At 70.0% G+C, this 17,698-nt stretch carries 10 protein-coding genes (1 of these 10 running past the window's edge); 2 read left to right on the forward strand and 8 right to left on the reverse strand.

Annotated elements, in window-relative coordinates:
- Nucleotides 1-4,095, reverse strand: the 5' end (the start) of a protein-coding gene (locus tag ACQEU1_RS09420) for a type I polyketide synthase (RefSeq protein WP_433198384.1). Its footprint begins 22,857 nt before the window's first position; the window shows 4,095 of its 26,952 coding nt (coding positions 1-4,095); it begins with the start codon at nucleotides 4,093-4,095; its stop codon lies off the left edge, out of view.
- Between the two features lie 226 nt (nucleotides 4,096-4,321).
- Nucleotides 4,322-7,057, reverse strand: coding sequence for an AAA family ATPase (locus ACQEU1_RS09425; protein WP_433198386.1), 2,736 nt, complete (start codon nucleotides 7,055-7,057; stop codon nucleotides 4,322-4,324).
- A gap of 741 nt (nucleotides 7,058-7,798) precedes the next feature.
- Between ACQEU1_RS09425 and ACQEU1_RS09430 the strand changes: the two genes are divergently transcribed.
- Both ACQEU1_RS09430 and ACQEU1_RS09435 read left to right on the forward strand, forming a co-directional pair.
- The gene (locus ACQEU1_RS09430) at nucleotides 7,799-8,539 is read left to right on the forward strand and encodes a carbon-nitrogen hydrolase family protein (RefSeq protein WP_433198388.1); all 741 of its coding nucleotides are present in this window, start codon (nucleotides 7,799-7,801) and stop codon (nucleotides 8,537-8,539) included.
- 33 nt (nucleotides 8,540-8,572) lie between these two features.
- A complete protein-coding gene (locus ACQEU1_RS09435) occupies nucleotides 8,573-10,261 on the forward strand; it encodes a flavin monoamine oxidase family protein (RefSeq protein ID WP_433198390.1) in 1,689 nt (562 codons plus the stop codon).
- A 251-nt stretch (nucleotides 10,262-10,512) separates the two neighbouring features.
- On the opposite strand, the gene ACQEU1_RS09440 is transcribed toward ACQEU1_RS09435, so the two are convergent.
- From ACQEU1_RS09440 to ACQEU1_RS09465, 6 genes are all read right to left on the reverse strand, one after another.
- The gene (locus tag ACQEU1_RS09440) at nucleotides 10,513-11,973 is read right to left on the reverse strand and encodes a UbiD family decarboxylase (protein WP_433198392.1); all 1,461 of its coding nucleotides are present in this window, start codon (nucleotides 11,971-11,973) and stop codon (nucleotides 10,513-10,515) included.
- Nucleotides 11,957-12,604 carry a UbiX family flavin prenyltransferase gene (locus ACQEU1_RS09445; RefSeq protein ID WP_433198394.1) on the reverse strand — a complete coding sequence of 216 codons (648 nt, stop codon included), beginning with the start codon at nucleotides 12,602-12,604 and terminating at the stop codon, nucleotides 11,957-11,959. Before ACQEU1_RS09445 ends, ACQEU1_RS09440 begins: the two co-directional genes overlap by 17 nt.
- Nucleotides 12,601-13,644 (reverse strand): ABC transporter permease, encoded by a 1,044-nt coding sequence (locus ACQEU1_RS09450; RefSeq protein WP_433198396.1) that lies wholly within the window; start codon nucleotides 13,642-13,644, stop codon nucleotides 12,601-12,603. Before ACQEU1_RS09450 ends, ACQEU1_RS09445 begins: the two co-directional genes overlap by 4 nt.
- Before the next feature lie 73 nt (nucleotides 13,645-13,717).
- Nucleotides 13,718-14,629 (reverse strand): ABC transporter ATP-binding protein, encoded by a 912-nt coding sequence (locus ACQEU1_RS09455; RefSeq protein ID WP_433198398.1) that lies wholly within the window; start codon nucleotides 14,627-14,629, stop codon nucleotides 13,718-13,720.
- A gap of 239 nt (nucleotides 14,630-14,868) precedes the next feature.
- Nucleotides 14,869-17,052 (reverse strand): MMPL family transporter, encoded by a 2,184-nt coding sequence (locus ACQEU1_RS09460; protein WP_433198400.1) that lies wholly within the window; start codon nucleotides 17,050-17,052, stop codon nucleotides 14,869-14,871.
- Nucleotides 17,053-17,241: 189 nt separating this feature from the next.
- Complete coding sequence (locus tag ACQEU1_RS09465; RefSeq protein WP_433198402.1) at nucleotides 17,242-17,694, reverse strand: winged helix-turn-helix domain-containing protein; 453 nt, start codon at nucleotides 17,692-17,694, stop codon at nucleotides 17,242-17,244.
- Between the last annotated feature and the right edge of the window lie 4 nt (nucleotides 17,695-17,698).

A 17,698-nucleotide genomic window follows, 5' to 3' on the forward strand; every position in this document is an offset into this window, starting at 1 on the left:
GGCCTGGCCGCCACTGCCCCACGTGCTGGCGATGGACGAGAACAGCACGAACGCGTCCACGTCACCGACGAGCGCGTCGAGGTTCGCGGCACCCGCCGCCTTGGCCGCGACGACCGCGCGGAAGGAGTCCGGGTCCTCGGCGTCGAGCGACACCAGCGAGTCGACACCGGCGGCGTGCACGACGGCGTCCGGCGGGTACTCCGCCAGCACCGCCGCCAACGCGTCCCGATCCGCCACATCGCAAGCCACCACCGTGACGGGAACAGCCAGCTCCGCCGCCAGTTCGGCCGCACCGGGAGCGTCCACGCCCCGGCGAGAGGTCAGCACCAGGTGCTCGGCGCCCGCTTCCGCGAGCCAGCGGGCCACCTGCGTGCCCAGCGCTCCGGTACCACCGGTGATGAGCACCGTGCCGCGAGGAGTCCACTCCGCGCCGCCGGACGCGGACGCCTGCACGAGCCGGCGGCCGAGCACGCGGTGGCCGCGGATGGCCACCTGGTCCTCGTCGCCCGTGAGCACGCACGCGAGCCGGTCCAGCGCCCGGCCGTCCACGACGGCGGGCAGGTCGACCAGACCGCCCCAGCGGTCGGGGTGCTCCAGCGCGGCCACCCTGCCGACGCCCCAGATCTGGGTGAGCTCCGGGTTCACCTCGTCAGCACGGGCCGCGGACACCGCGCCCTGCGTGGCGCACCACAGCTTCGCGCCGATGCCAGCGTCGCCCAGAGCCTGGATCAGCACAACGGTTTCGACGACGTCGTCGCACAACGCGAGCACGCCGTCGACGGGACCGGCCGCGGCCAGCGCCTCCGCCAACTCCGCCCGGTCAGTCGACGGGTCGACCCGCACGAGGTCGAGGTCGAGGTCGAGGTCCGTGCGGGAGACGAGCAGCCAGCGGCCGGTCGCCCGGACGCCGCCCTCGGCCAGCCTGCGCCACTCGGCGCGGTACCGCCAGGAGTCCACGATGGACGAAGAGGCCCAGCCGCGGCGCCACTTCGCCAGCACCGGAAGCAGGTCGGCGAGTGCGCCGGGGTCGTCCAGCGACAGGGACGCGGCGAGCGAGTCCAGGTCCTCGCGGTCGACGGCGGACCAGAACTCGGTCTCGTGCCGGTCGACGGAACTCGGCGCGGACTGGCCGATCAGCCAGAAGCTCTCGCGCTGGAAGGGATAGGTCGGCAGGTCGACGCGCACCGCGCCGGTGCCCTCGTAGAAACCGGCCCAGTCGACGCGCAGGCCACGCACGTGCAGGCGGGCGAGCGCCGTGACGAGCGACCGGACCTCGGGCCGGTCCTTGCGCATCACCGGGATGAGCTCGCTGTCCGGCGCGCTCTCCGCGGCCATGGCGGTGAGCACGGCGTCGGGCCCGAGCTCGAGGAACGTCGAGACGCCCTTGGCCTTCAACGTCTCCACGGCGTCAGCGAACCGGACGGGCTCGCGCACGTGCCGCACCCAGTACTCCGGCGAGCACAGCTCCTCCGCCGTCACGACCCTGCCGGTCACCGTCGACACGACCGGCACGCGCGGCGCCGAGTAGTCGAGGACCTCGGCGACCCACCGGAACTCGTCGAGCATCGGCTCCATCAACGGCGAGTGGAACGCGTGCGACACGCTGAGCCGCTTGGACTGCCGGTCGGGGAACGCCGCCACGACCTCGGCCACCGCGTTCTCGTCACCGGCGATGACCACGGACCCCGGCCCGTTGATCGCGGCGATCGACACGAGGTCGTGCAGGTGGGGCAGCACTTCTTCTTCGGAGGCGCGCAGAGCGACCATCGCGCCCAGCTCGGGCAGCGCCTGCATCATCCGGCCGCGGGCGGCGACGAGCGCGCAGGCGTCGTCGAGCGACAGCACCCCGGCGACGTGCGCGGCGGCGATCTCACCGATCGAGTGGCCCGCCACGAAGTCCTGCCGCACGCCCCACGACTCGAGCGTGCGGAACAGCGCGACCTCGATCGCGAACAGCGCGGGCTGGGTGTACTCGGTGCGGTCCAGCAGGTCCGCGTCGTCACCGAAGACGACGTCGCGCAGCGGCACGTCCAGGTGCGCGTCCAGGTGGCGGCACGCGTCGTCGAACGCCTGCGCGAACACCGGGAGCTCGTCGTGCAGCTCCCGGCCCATCGAAAGCCGCTGGCTGCCCTGGCCGGTGAACAGGAACGCGAGCTTGCCCCCGGTACCGCTGCCGGTCAGCAGGCCGGGCGCGGACGTGCCCTCCGCGAGCGCGCGCAGTGCCTGCCGGAAGTCCAAGGGGTCCTCACCGTGCACGACGGCGCGGTGTTCGAACGGGACGCGGGTCGTGGCGAGCGAGCAGCCGACGTCCACTTCGGACAGATCGGGCCGCGCGTCCAGGTGCGTCAGCAGGTGCCGGGCCTGGTCGCCGAGCGCCTCCACGGTCTTGGCCGACAGCACCCACGGCAGCACGCCGACCGGGCGTTCCGCGTCCGGCCGCGCGACGGGCTCGGGGACGTACTCCTCGATGATGGTGTGCGCGTTGGTGCCGCTGATGCCGAACGCGGACACGCCGGCGCGCCTCGTGCGGTCGCCCACCGGCCACGGCGCGGACTCGGTGAGCAGCTCGACCGATCCCGCGGACCAGTCGACGTGCGGGGACGGCCGGTCGACGTGCAGGGTCTGCGGCAGACGCTCGTTCTGCAGCGCCATGACCATCTTGATCACACCGGCGACGCCCGCGGCGGCCTGCGTGTGGCCGAGGTTCGACTTCAGCGAGCCGAGCAGCAGCGGCTTCTCGCGGTTCTGCCCGTAGGTGGCCAGGATGGCCTGCGCCTCGATCGGGTCGCCCAGCTTGGTGCCCGTGCCGTGCGCCTCGACCACGTCGACGTCCGAAGTGGACAGACCGGCGTCGACGAGCGCCTGGTGGATCACGCGCTGCTGGGACAGCCCGTTCGGCGCGGTGAGGCCGTTCGAGGCGCCGTCCTGGTTGATCGCCGTGCCCTTGACGATGGCGAGCACGGGGTGGCCGTTGCGCTGGGCGTCGGAAAGCCGCTCCAGCAACAGCATGCCGACGCCCTCGGACCAGCCGGTGCCGTCCGCGTCGGAGGAGAACGCCTTGCAGCGGCCGTCCGGCGAGAGCCCGCGCTGGCGGCTGAACGCGACCAGCGAACCGGGGCTCGCCATGATCGCCGCACCACCGGCGAACGCCAGCGTGGCCTCGCCGCGGCGCAGCGTCTGCACGGCGAGGTGCAGCGCCACCAGCGAGGCCGAGCACGCCGTGTCGACGGTGACCGCGGGGCCTTCGAGCCCGAGGGTGTAGGCGATGCGGCCGGACGCGACACTGGCGGTGTTGCCGGTCAGCAGCGTGCCTTCGTGCTGCTGCGCCTCGTGCAGGCGGGGGCCGTAGTCCTGCTGCTCGGCACCGACGTAGACGGCGGCCGCGCTGCCGCGCAGGGTGCCGGGGTCGATGCCGGCGCGCTCCAGCACCTCCCACGACGTCTCCAGCAGCAACCTCTGCTGCGGGTCCATCGCGATCGCCTCGCGGGGCGCGATGCCGAAGAAGCCGGCGTCGAACAGGTCGGCGTCGTGCAGGAACCCGCCTTCACGGGTGTAGGTCGTGCCCTGCCGCTCGGGGTCGGGGTCGTAGAGGTTCGCGAGGTCCCAGCCGCGGTTGTCGGGGAACTCGCTGATCGCGTCGCCGCCGTCGGCGACGAACGACCACAGGTCCTCCGGGCTGTTGAGGCCGCCGGGGAAGCGGCAGGCCATGGACACGATCGCGATCGGCTCGTCGGACGCCGTGTTGGCGGTGGGCGGCAGGATCGGGGCCGCGGACAGTCCCAGCGCTTCGGCTCGCAGGAACGCCGCCACCGCCGCCGGGGTCGGGTAGTCGAACGCCAGCGTGATCGGCAGGTGCAGCCCGGTCGCGGCGGTCAGCTTGGCGTGCAGGTCCACCGCCGCGATGGAGTCGAAGCCGAGCTCGAGGAACGGCCGGTCGGGCGGGATTTCCTGCGTCCTGCGGAGCACGGCGGCCGAAGCCTGCGCCACGAGGTCGACCAGCAGTTGCTGCTGCTCGGCTGCCGGAGCGTGCACGAGTCGTTCCCACGACCCCGCAGCGTTGGAGGAGGCGGACGTGTTGTGCTCTGGCTCGTTCAACGTGACGCTCCACAATCCGAAGGCAGAGAATGCGCGACCGTACGCATCGTTTCCCGGTCGCCAGGGCGCAAACACCCCTACCCGGCCCCTAAGAAACCCTTGCGTTCACGGCATTCCCGATGACGTCGTGCAGACGAAGCAAGAGCTCCCTCGCGGGGAGGAAGCTCTGGGACCGGCTCGGGCGCCTGCCCGGATCGCGCGGGTGGGGTTCCCGCGCGATCCGGGATCAGGCGCTGAAGGCCACGACGTTCCAGAGATCGGCCGGCAGGTCCCTGCGCTGCGTGATGTTCAGCTTGCGGTAGACCTTGGTGAGGTGCTGCTCCACCGTGGACACGGTCACGTACAGCTTGGTGGCGATCTCCCGGTTGGTGTGCCCGAGCGCCGCGAGCCCCGCCACGCGGCGTTCCGCGTCGGAGAGCGCGCCCCACCGGGCCTCCGCCCGCGCCTCGCCCGGCGACGCCTCGGCGCGGGACTCGTTGTCGGGGAGGAGCTGCGCGCACAACGTCTCCGCCTGGCAGTCCTTGGCGAGGCGCCACGCGCGGCGGGCCGTGATCCGGGCGCGGTCGGGCTGCCCGAGCTCGTGGTACATCTGCGAGAGGTCGGCCAGCACCCGTGCGACCTCCAGCTGGGCTCCGGCGGCCTGCACCTCCTCCAGTGCGCCGTACAGCAGCTGGGAACGCTGCCGGAGGTCCGTGGTGGCGGCCTTGACCCGCATGGCCATGCCGCGCGACAGCGACCGGTCCAGGACGGGCAGGGCCAGCTGCTGGTCGGCCAGCTCCCGCGCCTTGGCGAGGTTCCCGAGCCGGGTGTAGACCTCGGCGGCGCCGGCCCGCCACGGCACGATGCCCGGCGAGTCGATCTTCCACTTCACCATCAGCTCGCCGCACGTCAGGAAGTCGCCCAGCGCGGCGTGCAGCTGCTCGGTCGCCAGGTGGTAGTGCCCTCGCGCGTAGAGGTAGTGCAGGCCGTAGCGGCCCCGGTAGGCGTGCTGGGGCACGCGCTGGCGCATCGCGGCGGCGGCCTCGTCGTGCCGGCCCATCGCCGTGGTGGCGAGGATCAGCGTGCCGAGCGCCATGCCGATGCTCGCACCCCAGATCCGCGGGTCGGCCCTGTCCAGCGCCTCCTGCGCGTAGTCCCGCGCGACAGCCAGGTCTCCCCTGCGGAACGCCACCTCGGCGCGGATCATCGCCGGCACGCCGTGCCAGCCGGGTGACGAGTGCCGCCCGCGCGCGACCAGCCGGTCGCACCACGTCTTCACGCTGTCCAGCTTCTCCAGGTACAGCAGCACGTGCAGCGCGGAGCTGATCTCGTCGGACGGCTCCTCCGCGAGGTTCGCGCTCTGCAGCACGCGTTCCGCGGTCATGATCAGGTTCTCGTCGAGACGCCCGTCGACGACCTGCGCGAGCGCCGCCGCGGCGTCCACCCGCATCCCCGTCCGCACGTCGACCCCGACGGGCTCCAGGGAGATCTGCGGCAGGTCCGCGACGAGGTCCGGGTACGCGCCGGCGGCCCACATGCGGGCGATGGCCACCTCGGCCCTGTCGTGGTCGTCCAGTTCGCCCGAGCGGGACACCAGCTTCGCGAGGCCCTCCGCCACGTCGTCCCCCCGGCCGTGCAGCACCAGCAGGCGCACGAACCAGGACAGCCCGTGGCCCAGCAGCCTGCCCTCGCGCATGGCCTGTCCCAGCTCGGGCACGTGCTGCAGAACGGACGCGGGCGCCAGGCGTTCCTTCAGGCGCACCAGCATCATCACGAGCTCGATCGGTGCCTCGCCGGCCTGCTCGTGCAGCGCGAACTCCAGGTACTCGACGGCTTCCTCGACCTGGTCCTCGAGGATCGCCACGTCCGCGGCCTCGCGCAGCAGGGACAGCGCCCACTCCGGGCAGGACGTGCCGGACGAGACGAGGTGCGCGGCGACGACCCGCCGGTCCGCGCCGTCCTGCGAGAGCAGGCACGCGGCCCGCTGGTGCAGGTCGGGGAGATCGGCGTGGAGCGACGCGTCTTCGAGCACGGCTTCGCGGATCGCCGCGTCGCGGTAGTTGGTGCCCTGCAACAAACCCATGTCCGCGAGGGTCTCGACGTCCTTGGTCACGGCCTTCTGGCCGGCCTCCACCACGCGGGCCAGCAGCCGGGTGTGGTCGGAGTGCGTGTCCAGCACGGCGAGGGCGTGGGCGACCTCGCGGATCGCCGGGTCACCGCGGTGCAGGCAGCTCATCACGGCCTCGGCGAAGCCCTCGCCCGCCACCGGGGCGCCGTCGAACGGCGTGCGGTGCTGGTCCTCCAGCAAAGCGCGCAGCAGCAACGGGTTGCCGCCGGTCATCTCGTGGTAGCGCGCACCGAACTCGGCCGCGGTCCGCTGGCCCAGCTCGGCGGCCACGACCTCGGCCACACCGTTGGGGGACAACAGACTCACCCAGACGCTGTGGCGGTGCGGGTGGCGGAGGAACTCGGTGTGGAACAGCGAACGGGGCTCGCGTGCTCCGACGCCCTGGGTGAAGACGACGGCGACGCGCGTCGACCGCAGCCTGCCCAGCACGTGCAGCAGGGCCTCCTTGGACAGCTCGTCCACGTACTGCACGTCGTCCACGACGATCACGACGGGCCGGGTCTCCGCGATGGCGAGCAGCGCCGTGCTCGCCTGGCGCAGCAGGTGTCCCTGCCGCGTGTCCTCGTCCAGCAGCGGGGTCAGGTCGCCGGCGGACCGGGCCGCGCGGAACTCCTCCGGCACGTTGCGCTGGAGCTGGCTGAACACCCCCAGCGGTAAGGAGCGTTCACCCGGCGTGCAGGAAGCGCTGAGCAGGAGCGCGTCCGAGCGCTGGACCTCCTCGCCGAACGCGTGCAGCAGCGCGGTCTTCCCGGTCGCCCTGGCGCCGGTGATCATGGCCACCGCGGACCGGCCCTGCCGGCAGTCCTCCAGCACGTGCAGGAGGGTGGCCAGTTCACGCGTTCGTTCGACCAACATCTAGGACCACGTTCCTCTCGCGGTGTTGTTCCCCCCGGCCCCGCAGACGAGCGCGCTCCGAACGATCAGCGACAAGCTCAGACCGAGGGGGTGTGACACCAGGGCATTCCGGCACTGCGAAAAGCAAACCCCGAGAGCCCTTAGGGCATCCCCTAGTCAGCAATCAAATGAGATGCCAGAGGCCGGACAGTAGAGCCTTGATAGCATTGCGATAGAACGGCGCAACTTGGCGATAACTCGGCTTTTCGCAGCGTTCCGAGGTGCGGGAACCGGCAGGGCGGGCCAGGCGTGGCATCCGGCGCAGGCCACCGCGAACTAAATGCGAACAATAGCCAGCGGTGATGACTGACGTCGATTTAACACGGATGCGCGCACGCGCACCACCCGACTCGTCGTTAATAAGGATTTCACAAACGAAGCCACGAAGTTCATCTGGCGATCTTGCAACGATCGACCACATCGCCATCGCCGGCGCGGCAGGGGTCACCCCAGGGCGGACAGGGGTCCGGCAGGGGTCCTCGCCGGGTTGTCGGCCGACAACGGCGCTGCCTAGCGTTGTCGCGTTGGATGTCTCATCCGACCAGGAAACCGCACCGCCGTTCCATGTTCACGTCGTGGATGCCGTTCACCACCGGGCCACTTCACGACCGTCATTGCCCACCGACTGGCAACTAGGGGCCGAAGCACATGAGGATCGCTTGCTGGCAGACCGTCGCGGGTGGTGAGTCCCCGAGGACACGCTTGAGGGCCGCAGCGCACAACGCCGCCGAGGCGGGTGCCCGATTACTGGTGACCGCGGAGGTCTCGCTGACCGGGTACCACCTCGGTCCGCGCAGGCTCCGCCAGCTCGCGGAGCCCGGAGACGGCCCGATGTGCACCGAGGTGGCCGAGATCGCCGCCGAGGCGGGCATCGCCATCGTCTTCGGCTGGCCGGAACTGGCGGACGGCAACGTGTACAACACCGTCCGCATGGTCGACTCCACAGGTACGACACTCGCGAGCTACCGCAAGACCCACCTGTTCGGCGACATCGACCGGGCGATCTTCGAACCCGGTCAGACCCCGGTCGTGCAGGCCAAGCTCGACGGGCTGACCGTCGGCATGCTGATCTGCTACGACGTCGAGTTCCCCGAGACCGTGCGGGCGCACGCGCTCGCCGGCACCGAACTGCTGGTCGTGCCGACCGCGTTGATGAAGCCGTGGGAGATCGTCGCGCAGACGCTCGTGCACGCCCGCGCGCTGGAGAACCAGATCTACATCGCCTACGTGAACTGGTCGGGCTCCGAACGCGAGCTCGACTACTGCGGCCTGACCCGCGTGGTCGGGCCGTCCGGCTTCGCGCTGCACGACGACGTGCACGGCGAACAGCTGGTGCTGGCCGACCTCGACCCCATGCGGATCTGGAAGGCCAAGCAGGTCAACGACTACGTCGCCGACCGACGGCCGGACCTCTACGGCTCCCTTTCCACCGAACCTGCCTGAACAGGTCACCACCGTCACACGGGGGTAGCGCACATGGACGAAGGCTTCCCTTCCGACGCCGTTCCACATGGCCTGCGGTCGCCGGTCACGATGTTCGGCCCGGACTTCCCGTTCGCCTACGACGACTGGCTCAACCATCCCGCGGGCCTCGGTGCCGTGCCGGCCTCGGCCCACGGCACCGAGGTCGCGGTGATCGGCGGGGGCATCGCGGGCCTGGTGGCCGCGTACGAGCTGATGAAGCTCGGCCTGCGTCCCGTTCTCTACGAGGCCGAGCAGCTCGGCGGCCGGATGCGCTCGGTGCCGTTCCGGGAGCACCCGGAGTCGGTCGCCGAGATGGGCGCCATGCGGTTCCCGCTGGCGGCCACGACCCTGTTCCACTACATCGACGAGGTCGGCCTGCGCACCTCGCCGTTCCCCAACCCGCTGTCGGACCAGACCCCCAGCACGGTGGTGGACCTCAAGGGGGTCAGCCACTTCGCCCACACCATGACCGACCTGCCGGTGATCTACCAGCAGGTCGCGGACGCGTGGGAAAAGGCACTGCACGAGACCGCGGAGCTCTCCGCGATGACGGACGCCGTCCGCAGCCGGGACGTGGCGGCCATCAAGGCGATCTGGAACCGCCTGGTGCCCCGCCTCGACGACGTCTCGTTCTACGGCTTCCTGGCAGGATCACCGGCGTTCGCCTCGTTCGAGCACCGCGAGATCTTCGGCCAGGTCGGCTTCGGCACCGGCGGCTGGGACACCGACTTCCCCAACTCGATGCTGGAGATCCTGCGCGTCGTCTACAACGGCGCCGACGTCGACCAGCACCGCATCATCGGTGGCAGCCAGCAGCTTCCGACAAGGCTGTGGTCGCACGCACCAGAACGGCTCGACCACTGGCCGGAAGGCACGACGCTCGCCTCGCTGCACCGCGGTGGCGTGCCGAAGCCGGCGGCCAAGTGGATGCGCCGCACCGCGCACGGCATCACCGTCGAGGACGCGGAACACGGCATCAGGACGTTCCCCGCAGCCGTGTTCACCGCGCAGAGCTGGGCACTCCTGTCGAAGGTCAAGACCGACGAATCCCTGCTGCCCCAACCGTTGTGGACCGCGGTGGAACGCACCCACTACATGGGCAGCTCGAAGCTCTTCGTCGTGACGGACCGGCCGTTCTGGCTCGACATCGACCCGAGCACCGGCAGGCACGTCATGAGCATGACGCTCACCGACCGCATGCCGCGCGGCGTCTACCTCTTCGACGAGGGGCCCGACAAGCCCGGCGTGATGTGCCTGTCCTACACCTGGAACGACGACTCGCTCAAACTCGCCACCCTCACCCTGGAGGAACGCCTCGAGGTCGTCCTCGGCTCGCTGGCCGAGATCTACCCCGGCGTGGAAGTGCGCAAGCACATCATCGGCGACCCGGTGACCATCACCTGGGAGACCGAACCGCACTTCATGGGCGCCTTCAAGGCGAACCTGCCGGGCCACTACCGCTACCAGCGCCGGCTGTACACGCACTTCATGCAGGACAACCTGACGGACGCGCAGCGCGGCCTCTTCCTGGCGGGCGACGACATCTCGTGGTGCGGCGGCTTCGCCGAGGGCGCGGTCACCACGGCGCTGAACGCGGTCTGGGGCGTGCTGCACCACCTGGGCGGCCGCACCCACCGGGGCAACCCGGGCCCGGGTGACCTCTTCGCCGAGCTGGCCCCGCTGGAACTCCCCGACCACTAGGCCGAACCGGCCGGAACTCCCCGACCGACTTCCTCCCTCTACCGTCTGAGCCCCCGCGACCAGCTGATCGCGGGGGCTCAGACGTGTTGCGGTAGAAGGAAGAAGAGGCTCGCTTGGCAAGCCGAACTCAGTCCCCGGCACACCGTGCCCGCCCCGCCGTCAAGACCCGCACCCCGGCAGCACGAACCCACCCACCAACGACGAAGAGGCGTGTCCACGTAGGACACGCCTCTTCGTCGGCACAACAGTTCTCAGATCCAGTTCTCCACCACGCGCTGCTGAAGCTCACGCGGATAAGACGCCGCGAACGACGTGTGCCCCAACCGTTCCCCGATCGGCGGCAACAACCCGTCCAGCACGGTCCGAGGCCCCCACCCGCGCTCGTGCTCCTCCTCGGTGTGGCTGACGAAGAGCGGCAGCACGGCGCTGTCCAGGTGCACCCGCCCGTCCACCGGGTGCACGCGGGTCGCGATCGCCCAGGTGAGCTCGGCGATGTTGGTCGCGTCGATGTCGTCGTCCAGCAGGTAGATCTGCGGGAAGTACAGCCCCGCCTTGTCGTAGAACAACGTCTGCCCGACCCACGTCGCCAGCTGCTCGCTGGTCGTGCCCGGCTCCACCAGGTCGCGCCAGTTCGGCGGCACGGTCACCACGAGCCACATGCCCGCGGCCTCCATCGGTGCCCACGCGCGGCTGACCGGCAGGCCCGCCGCGCGCAGCCTCACGAGGCACTGGCTGGCGGCACCGACGCAGGTGACCGTGTGGTACTCGTCCGGCGGGCGGCCTTCCGCCACCAGCGGCCAGATCGGGTCGTCGCGGTGGGTGATCGTGTAGACGTGGAACGTCGGCTGCGGCGAGGACCCGACCGGCTGGTAGCCGGCCGCCTCGCCGAACGGTCCCTCCAGCGCGTCGCGCTCGGTGGACACGTGGCCCTCGATCACGACCTCCGCCGTGGCGGGGACCTCCAGGTCGACGGTCAGCGCCTGCACGAGCTCGATGGGCTCGCCGACGAGGGCACCGAGGAAGTGGGCCTCGTGGGCCGAGTCGGGCAGCGGCATTCCCGCCACGTAGGGGATTCCGGGCTCGGCGCCCTGCACCAGCGCGTACGGCATCGGCTTGCCGATGGCCGCCCACTGGTTCCAGATCTGGCCGATGTGCTGGCCGTTCGGCACGAGCGCCGTCATCCGCTTGCCGTCGATCTTCATCACGCGCGCGATGGACCAGTTCGTCCACGACCCGTCCGGGGTGCGGACGATCAGCACGCCCCACGTGTTCGCGTACCGGCCGCCGTCCTTCTCGTGCACGATCGGGATCGGGAAGCTGTCCAGAGTGGCCGCCGGCCCCATCAGGACGTTGTCCTGACAGGGCCCCTTGGACACGACCACCGGCGCGATCGGCTCGCGCACGGCCGCGTCGGCCAGCGCGTCGACGATCTGGTAGCCCGTGCTGTCGGCGGGAAGGCCGAGCGACAGCGCGATCCTGGCGTACGGCAGGTCCTTGCGGGACGACATCGCCGCGGGCGCGCCGAGGATCCGCTGACCCTGGCGGGCGCCCTTGATGTTGACGAACAGCGGTGCGCGCGCACGGACCTCGTAGCTGCGTCTGGTGATCGCCGCGGGCTCCATGTCGCCGTCGACCTCGCGGGAGATCGTCACGAGGTCGCCGAGGTCCTCCAACGCGTTCAGGTAGCTGCGCAGATCAGTGAAGTGCTTCATCGCTGTGCTCCTTCCGCTCCCGGCGCGCCTCTCTACCGCCGTCCCAGCGCGTCGTCAGGTCGTTGTCCACGTCGAACAGGTCGAGCACCCGGCTGGTCACGTGGTCGACCACGTCCTTCATCCCGGTCGGGCCGTTGTAGAAGGCGGGCATCGGCGGGACCATCACCGCGCCCATCCTGGTCAGCGCCAGCATGTTCTCGAGGTGGATCTCGTTGAGCGGGGTCTCCCTGGGGATGAGCACGAGCCGGCGGCGTTCCTTCAGGGTGACGTCCGCGGCACGCGGGATCAGCCCCTCGCCGTAGCCCATCCTGATGGCGGCCAGCGTCTTCATGCTGCACGGCGCCACGATCATGCCGTCCGTGCGGAACGAGCCGCTGGAGATGGCCGCCGCCTGGTCGTGCGACGAGTAGACGTGATCTGCGAGGGACTGCACCTGGCGGACCGAGAAGTCGGTCTCCATCTCGATGGTCGCGCGGGCCCACTTGCTGAGCACCAGGTGCGTCTCCACCCCGACCGCGCCCAGCGCCTCCAGGAGCCGGATGCCGATCGCGGCCCCGGTGGCGCCGGTCATGCCCACGACCACCCTGGACGGCATCCGGTTCCCACCGAAGATCCGCCCGCGGTCGCTCACGCGTCCTCCCAGCGGAAGAACACCGCGGCGAACACGCTGATGACGACCGTGAACCCGAGCAGCACCGCGCCGGGCACGAGCAGCGCGTCGATGCCCTTGCCGCGCACCAGGACGTCGAGCATGCCCTCGTTCATGTGCTTGAGCGGAAGCAGGTTCGTGAAGACCTTGACCCACTCCGGTGCCTTGTCCACCGGGAAGAAGCTGCCTCCCAGCAACGCCATCGGCAGCACCACGAGGTTCGCCGCGCCGGACACCGAGTCCTCGGTCTGGCAGACGGCACCCGTGAGCATCCCGACGGAGAAGAAGGCGAAGGTTCCCAGCACCAGCAACGGAATCGCGAGCCACCAGTCGTTGGACAGCTGCAGACCGAACACCGGCAGCGACGCCACGGCCACGAACAGCACGGCCTGCATCAGGGAGATACCGGTCGCGATCGCCAGCCGGGCCGTGAGCACCGAGACGCGGCCGACGGGCGCGAGCTGCAGGCGCCGCAGCACCTGCTTGCGCCGCCACGCCACCAGGGTCAGCGCGGAGCTGAACACGGCGGCGGACGCCACGCCCCAGGACAGGATGCCGGGCGTGAGGTACTGGATCGGCGCGTAGGCCGCCTCGATGGGTTCCTGCCGCATCGCGTACCTGGGCGGCGTGTTGCTGGCGCCGGCGTTGGCGCTCGCGACCGCCTCGGAGACCTTGGCGAGCGCCGGAGCGGTCTCCGGGCGGTCACCGTTGGCGTAGCGGACGTCGACGCCGTCGCCCTGCGCCACGACGACCGCGGCCAGGTCGCCGTCGCGCAGCTGGGCGAGCGCCTTGCCGGACTCGTCGAACCTCACCAGGTCGACGCCCTCGGCCTTGGACAGGGCGCTCACGACCTGGCCGTCGCCGACCACGGCGATCTTGACCGACGAGCCCATCCCCCCGCCGAACAGCACCGCGAACACGACGAGGAACATCAGGGGGAAGAAGAAGGTGAGGGCCAGCGCTGCCTTGTCCCTGATCGACGCCTTGAACATGGCTAGCGACAGGCTGGTAAACGCGGTCATGTCGCGGTCTCCGCTCGGAGGACTGACGACGTCGTGGGCTCGGGCACCGTCGCGACGCCGGTTGGGTGGACGGTCATTCGCGGTAAGCGCGACCGGTGAGGTGCAGGAAGACGTCTTCGAGCGTCGCCGTGCGGACCTGGGCGTTGCTGAGGGCGTCCAGCTCCCCCAGGGCCTTGATGGTCACGCCCGCGTCGGAGGTGGAGATGGTGACCGACACGCCGTCGTCCACAACGGACTCGGCGCCCGGCAGCGTGCTCGCGAGCTTCGCCGGCACCACACCGTGTTCGATGATGACCTGGGTCTGCGTGTCGAGCGCGCGGACGAGCTGCGCGGGCGGGCCCATGGTCATGATCCGGCCGGAGTCGATGATCGCCACCCGGTCGCAGAGGATCTCGGCCTCGTCGAGGTGGTGGGTGGTGTAGACGATCGTCTTGCCGCGCTGCTGGATGGCCCGCAGCACGTCCCAGAGGTTGCGCCGGGCCTGGGGGTCGAGCGCCGCCGTGGGTTCGTCGAGGAAGACGATCTCCGGGTCGTGCACCAGCGCGCAGGCGATCGACAGGCGTTGCCGCTGCCCGCCGGACAGCTTCGTGTCCTGCACGTCGGCCTTGTCCGTCAGGCCGACGAGCTCGAGCATGTCCACGGCCTTCGACTTGCTGATGCCGTACAGCGCGCCGAAGGTCTCGAGCTGTTCCTTGGACGTGAGGCGCTCGAAGAACGAGGACGCCTGCAGCTGCACGCCGATCTTGCGCAGCAGTGCGGGGTTGCGGGGCCACGGGCTCTCGCCGAGCAGCCTCACGGAGCCGGAGTCCGGCTTCCGCAAGCCCTCGACGATCTCCAGGGTGGTGCTCTTCCCGGCGCCGTTGGGGCCGAGAAGACCGAAGAACTCTCCTTGTTCGACGCTGAACGACACGCCGTCGACGGCCCTCAGGGAGCCGTACGACTTGCGAATGTCGCTCGCTACGACCGCAGGGCCGACTGCTTTCATAGCGGAAACGCTAAAGCCAGGGGCCCTGTGATCACACTGGTCCGCGCCGGAAATAGGGGACCCCTAAGGCGGATTCAGGGGGTCGACCCCCTCAAGCCCGTACCGCACGAACAAAGGTGATTCACCTAAACTCCGCGCGATTTCGCACGTCCCCGAATGCACGAAAGCACTTTCTCCCCGAAGCACGCCAAGGAGGCCCTGACGTCCGTCAGGACCTCCCGGGGTGCAACCGGAATACCTCAGCCGACAGGCTGCGGCACGGGCTTGCGAGGCGCCGCGTGGTCGTCGTCGTCCTCGACGTCACCACCCTCGTGGATCGCCAGCTTCTCCTGGATGCGCCGCAACGGACCGGGGGCCCACCACGCCGCGTCACCCATGAGCTTGAGCACCGCGGGCACCAGCAGCATCCGGACGATCGTGGCGTCCAGCGCGAGCGCCAGGATCATGCCGACCCCGACGAACCGCATCATGGCCACCTGCGAGAACGCGAACGCGCCCGTGACCACGATCAGCAGGATCGCCGCCGCCGTGATCACCCGGCCGGTCTTGGCCAGGCCGATGCCGACCGCCTCCTCGTTGGTCGCGCCCTTGCTCTTGGCCTCGACCATCCGGGAGAGCAGGAACACCTCGTAGTCCGTCGACAGACCGAGGATCACCGCCACCATCAGCACGACGATGCCCGAGTCGAGCGGCGACGGCGTCACGCCGAACAGCGACGCGAGGTGCCCGTCCTGGAAGATCCAGACCAGCACGCCGAACGTGGCGGACAGCGACAGCGCGCTCATCACGATCGCCTTGATCGGCAGCAGCACCGAACCGAAGGCGAGGAACATCAGGACGAACGTCGCCACGAAGAACAGCAGTGCCATCCACGGCAGCTTGCTGCTGATCGCGTCGAGGCTGTCGACGTTCACCGCGGTCGGCCCACCGACCAGCACCTGGTCGGCGCCCTGCGGGCCGGCGAGCTTCCGCACGTCCGCCACCGCCTGCTTGGACTCGTCGCTGAGCGGTTCGCCGATGAGCGTCGCGGTCACCTGCCAGCGACCGTCCTTGGGGCCGAGCGCCACTTCGGCGGTGTCGACGCCGGGGACGTCGGCGACCCGCTGGACGTAGCTCTGCACGGCGTCCTGCCCGGGATCCCCGGTGAGGGTGATGTCGATGCCGGTCTTGGCGATCGCCGGGAACTCCTTGTTCAACGTCTCGACGGCGACCCGCGACTCGTTGCCGACCGGGAGCACCTTCTCGGTGGCCTCGGCGAACTTGGCGTGCAGGAACGGCAGGCCGAGCGCGAGCAGGACCACCACGATCGGGATCGCGAACAACCCCGGCCGCTTCATGACCTTGGTGCCGAGCCGGGCCCAGCCGGACCCGTGCTCGCCACGCGCCATCCGCTTGCGCCACGGCATCGAGAACTTGTCGACGCGGTGCCCCAGGATGCCGAGCAGCGCCGGCAGCAGCGTCAGCGAGACGACCGCGGCGACGATCACGGCGGACATGCCGCCGTAGCCGAGCGACTTGAGGAAGGCCTGCGGGAACAGCAGCAGGCCCGCCAGCGCGGTGACCAGCAGCGTCGCGGAGAAGATGACGGTGCGACCGGCTGAGCCGACCGTGCGCTGCACGGCCTGCTCCGGTGTGCGGCCCGCGGCGAGTTCCTCCCGGAACCGGCCGACGATGAACAGGCCGTAGTCGATCGCCATGCCGAGCCCGAGCAGCGTCGCCACGTTGATGGCGAACGAGTTCACGTCGGTGCCCAGCGAGATCGCGTGCAGCAGCCCGAGCGCGCCCATGATCGACAACATGCCGACGATGACCGGCAGCGACGCCGCGATCAGGCCGCCGAACACGATCACCAGCAGGAGCAGGACGAGAGGCATCGACACGGTCTCGGCGCGCACGAGGTCGCTGCCGGACATCTCGGCGATCGCCTTCTGGACGGGGATCTGACCCGCGAACAACGCGGACACGCCGTCGACCTGGAGCTGGTCGGAGATCGCGGCGTAGTCCTTCAGCTGGGTGTTCGAGTCGGCCGCCTGCAGCGTGATCGCCACCAGCGCCTTCGACTTGTCCGCCGTGCCGAACGGATTGGGCTGCGGCAGGTTCCAGTAGGACGCCACCGTCTTGACCTTGTCCGTCGGCAGGCCGGCGAGCTGCCGTTCCGCCTTGTCCCGCACCTCGGGCGAATCGATCGTCGAGCCGGTCGGCGCGGTGTAGATGATGACGATGTCGCCGCCCTGGCGGCCGAATGTCTCCTCGACGAGCTTGTTGGCTCTGATCGACTCACTTGTGGGATCGCCGAAGCCACCTTCGTTGAGTCGCTCGAAAACGCCGAGGCCCCAAACGCCGCCCATCACGGTCAGCGCCAAAGTGGCGACCATCACCACCCAACGGCGCTTGTACGCAAGTGTTCCCCACTTAGCGAACAAGGTATTCCTCCTACTGTGGTGCTTCTTGACCGACCAGGCTCTATGTTCTGAATGCGGTTCACGAAGTTTTCGTGACGCACTTGCCCAATTCCCGGTTTTCCCAAGTTAGCACCGTTTGGAGCAATCGCCGGAAAGACTGTGGTCCCTAGCGGAAAGATAGGGGTACCGCATAGTGGTTCGGGGGTTGACTCATCCGGCGCGCCTGTCCGCCAGCCGCACCACGTTCGGCGCGCCCTCCACCCGGAACCGCGCACTCGACGCGACCAGGTACCCGACCCCGCGCACAGTCTGAATCACGTCCGCCGCGTCGCCAAGCTTCTGCCTCACCCGGCGGACGTGCACGTCGACCGTGCGCGCACCGCTGTAGTCGTCGTTCACCCCCCAAACGGTGGACAACAACTCGCGCCGCCGGTGCACGCGGTCGGTGTGCGAGCACAGGTGCAGCAGGAGCTCGAACTCCAGCCGCGTCAGCTCGACCGGTTCCGCGTGCACGAGGACCTGGCGGGTGTCCGGCAGGATCAGGACGTCCGCCTCCTCGACGGTGGCCTCGACCGCGGGCGCCAGACCGGAGTCCCGCAACGCGCCGAGCAGCCTCAGCGCGGTGTCCTCGTCCTCGGTGTCGATGGTGATGCTGACCCTCATGACG

The sequence above is a fragment of the Lentzea sp. CA-135723 genome (assembly GCF_050936595.1).
Taxonomy (GTDB): domain Bacteria; phylum Actinomycetota; class Actinomycetes; order Mycobacteriales; family Pseudonocardiaceae; genus Lentzea.

What these genes read in the sequence shown, in the direction of transcription:
- ACQEU1_RS09435 (WP_433198390.1), top strand. Translation starts at nt 8,573, where the DNA reads ATGGACGAAGGCTTCCCTTCCGACGCCGTTCCACATGGCCTGCGGTCG.
- ACQEU1_RS09465 (WP_433198402.1), bottom strand. Translation starts at nt 17,694, where the DNA reads ATGAGGGTCAGCATCACCATCGACACCGAGGACGAGGACACCGCGCTG.
- ACQEU1_RS09425 (WP_433198386.1), bottom strand. Translation starts at nt 7,057, where the DNA reads ATGTTGGTCGAACGAACGCGTGAACTGGCCACCCTCCTGCACGTGCTG.
- ACQEU1_RS09440 (WP_433198392.1), bottom strand. Translation starts at nt 11,973, where the DNA reads ATGAAGCACTTCACTGATCTGCGCAGCTACCTGAACGCGTTGGAGGAC.
- ACQEU1_RS09450 (WP_433198396.1), bottom strand. Translation starts at nt 13,644, where the DNA reads ATGACCGCGTTTACCAGCCTGTCGCTAGCCATGTTCAAGGCGTCGATC.
- ACQEU1_RS09455 (WP_433198398.1), bottom strand. Translation starts at nt 14,629, where the DNA reads ATGAAAGCAGTCGGCCCTGCGGTCGTAGCGAGCGACATTCGCAAGTCG.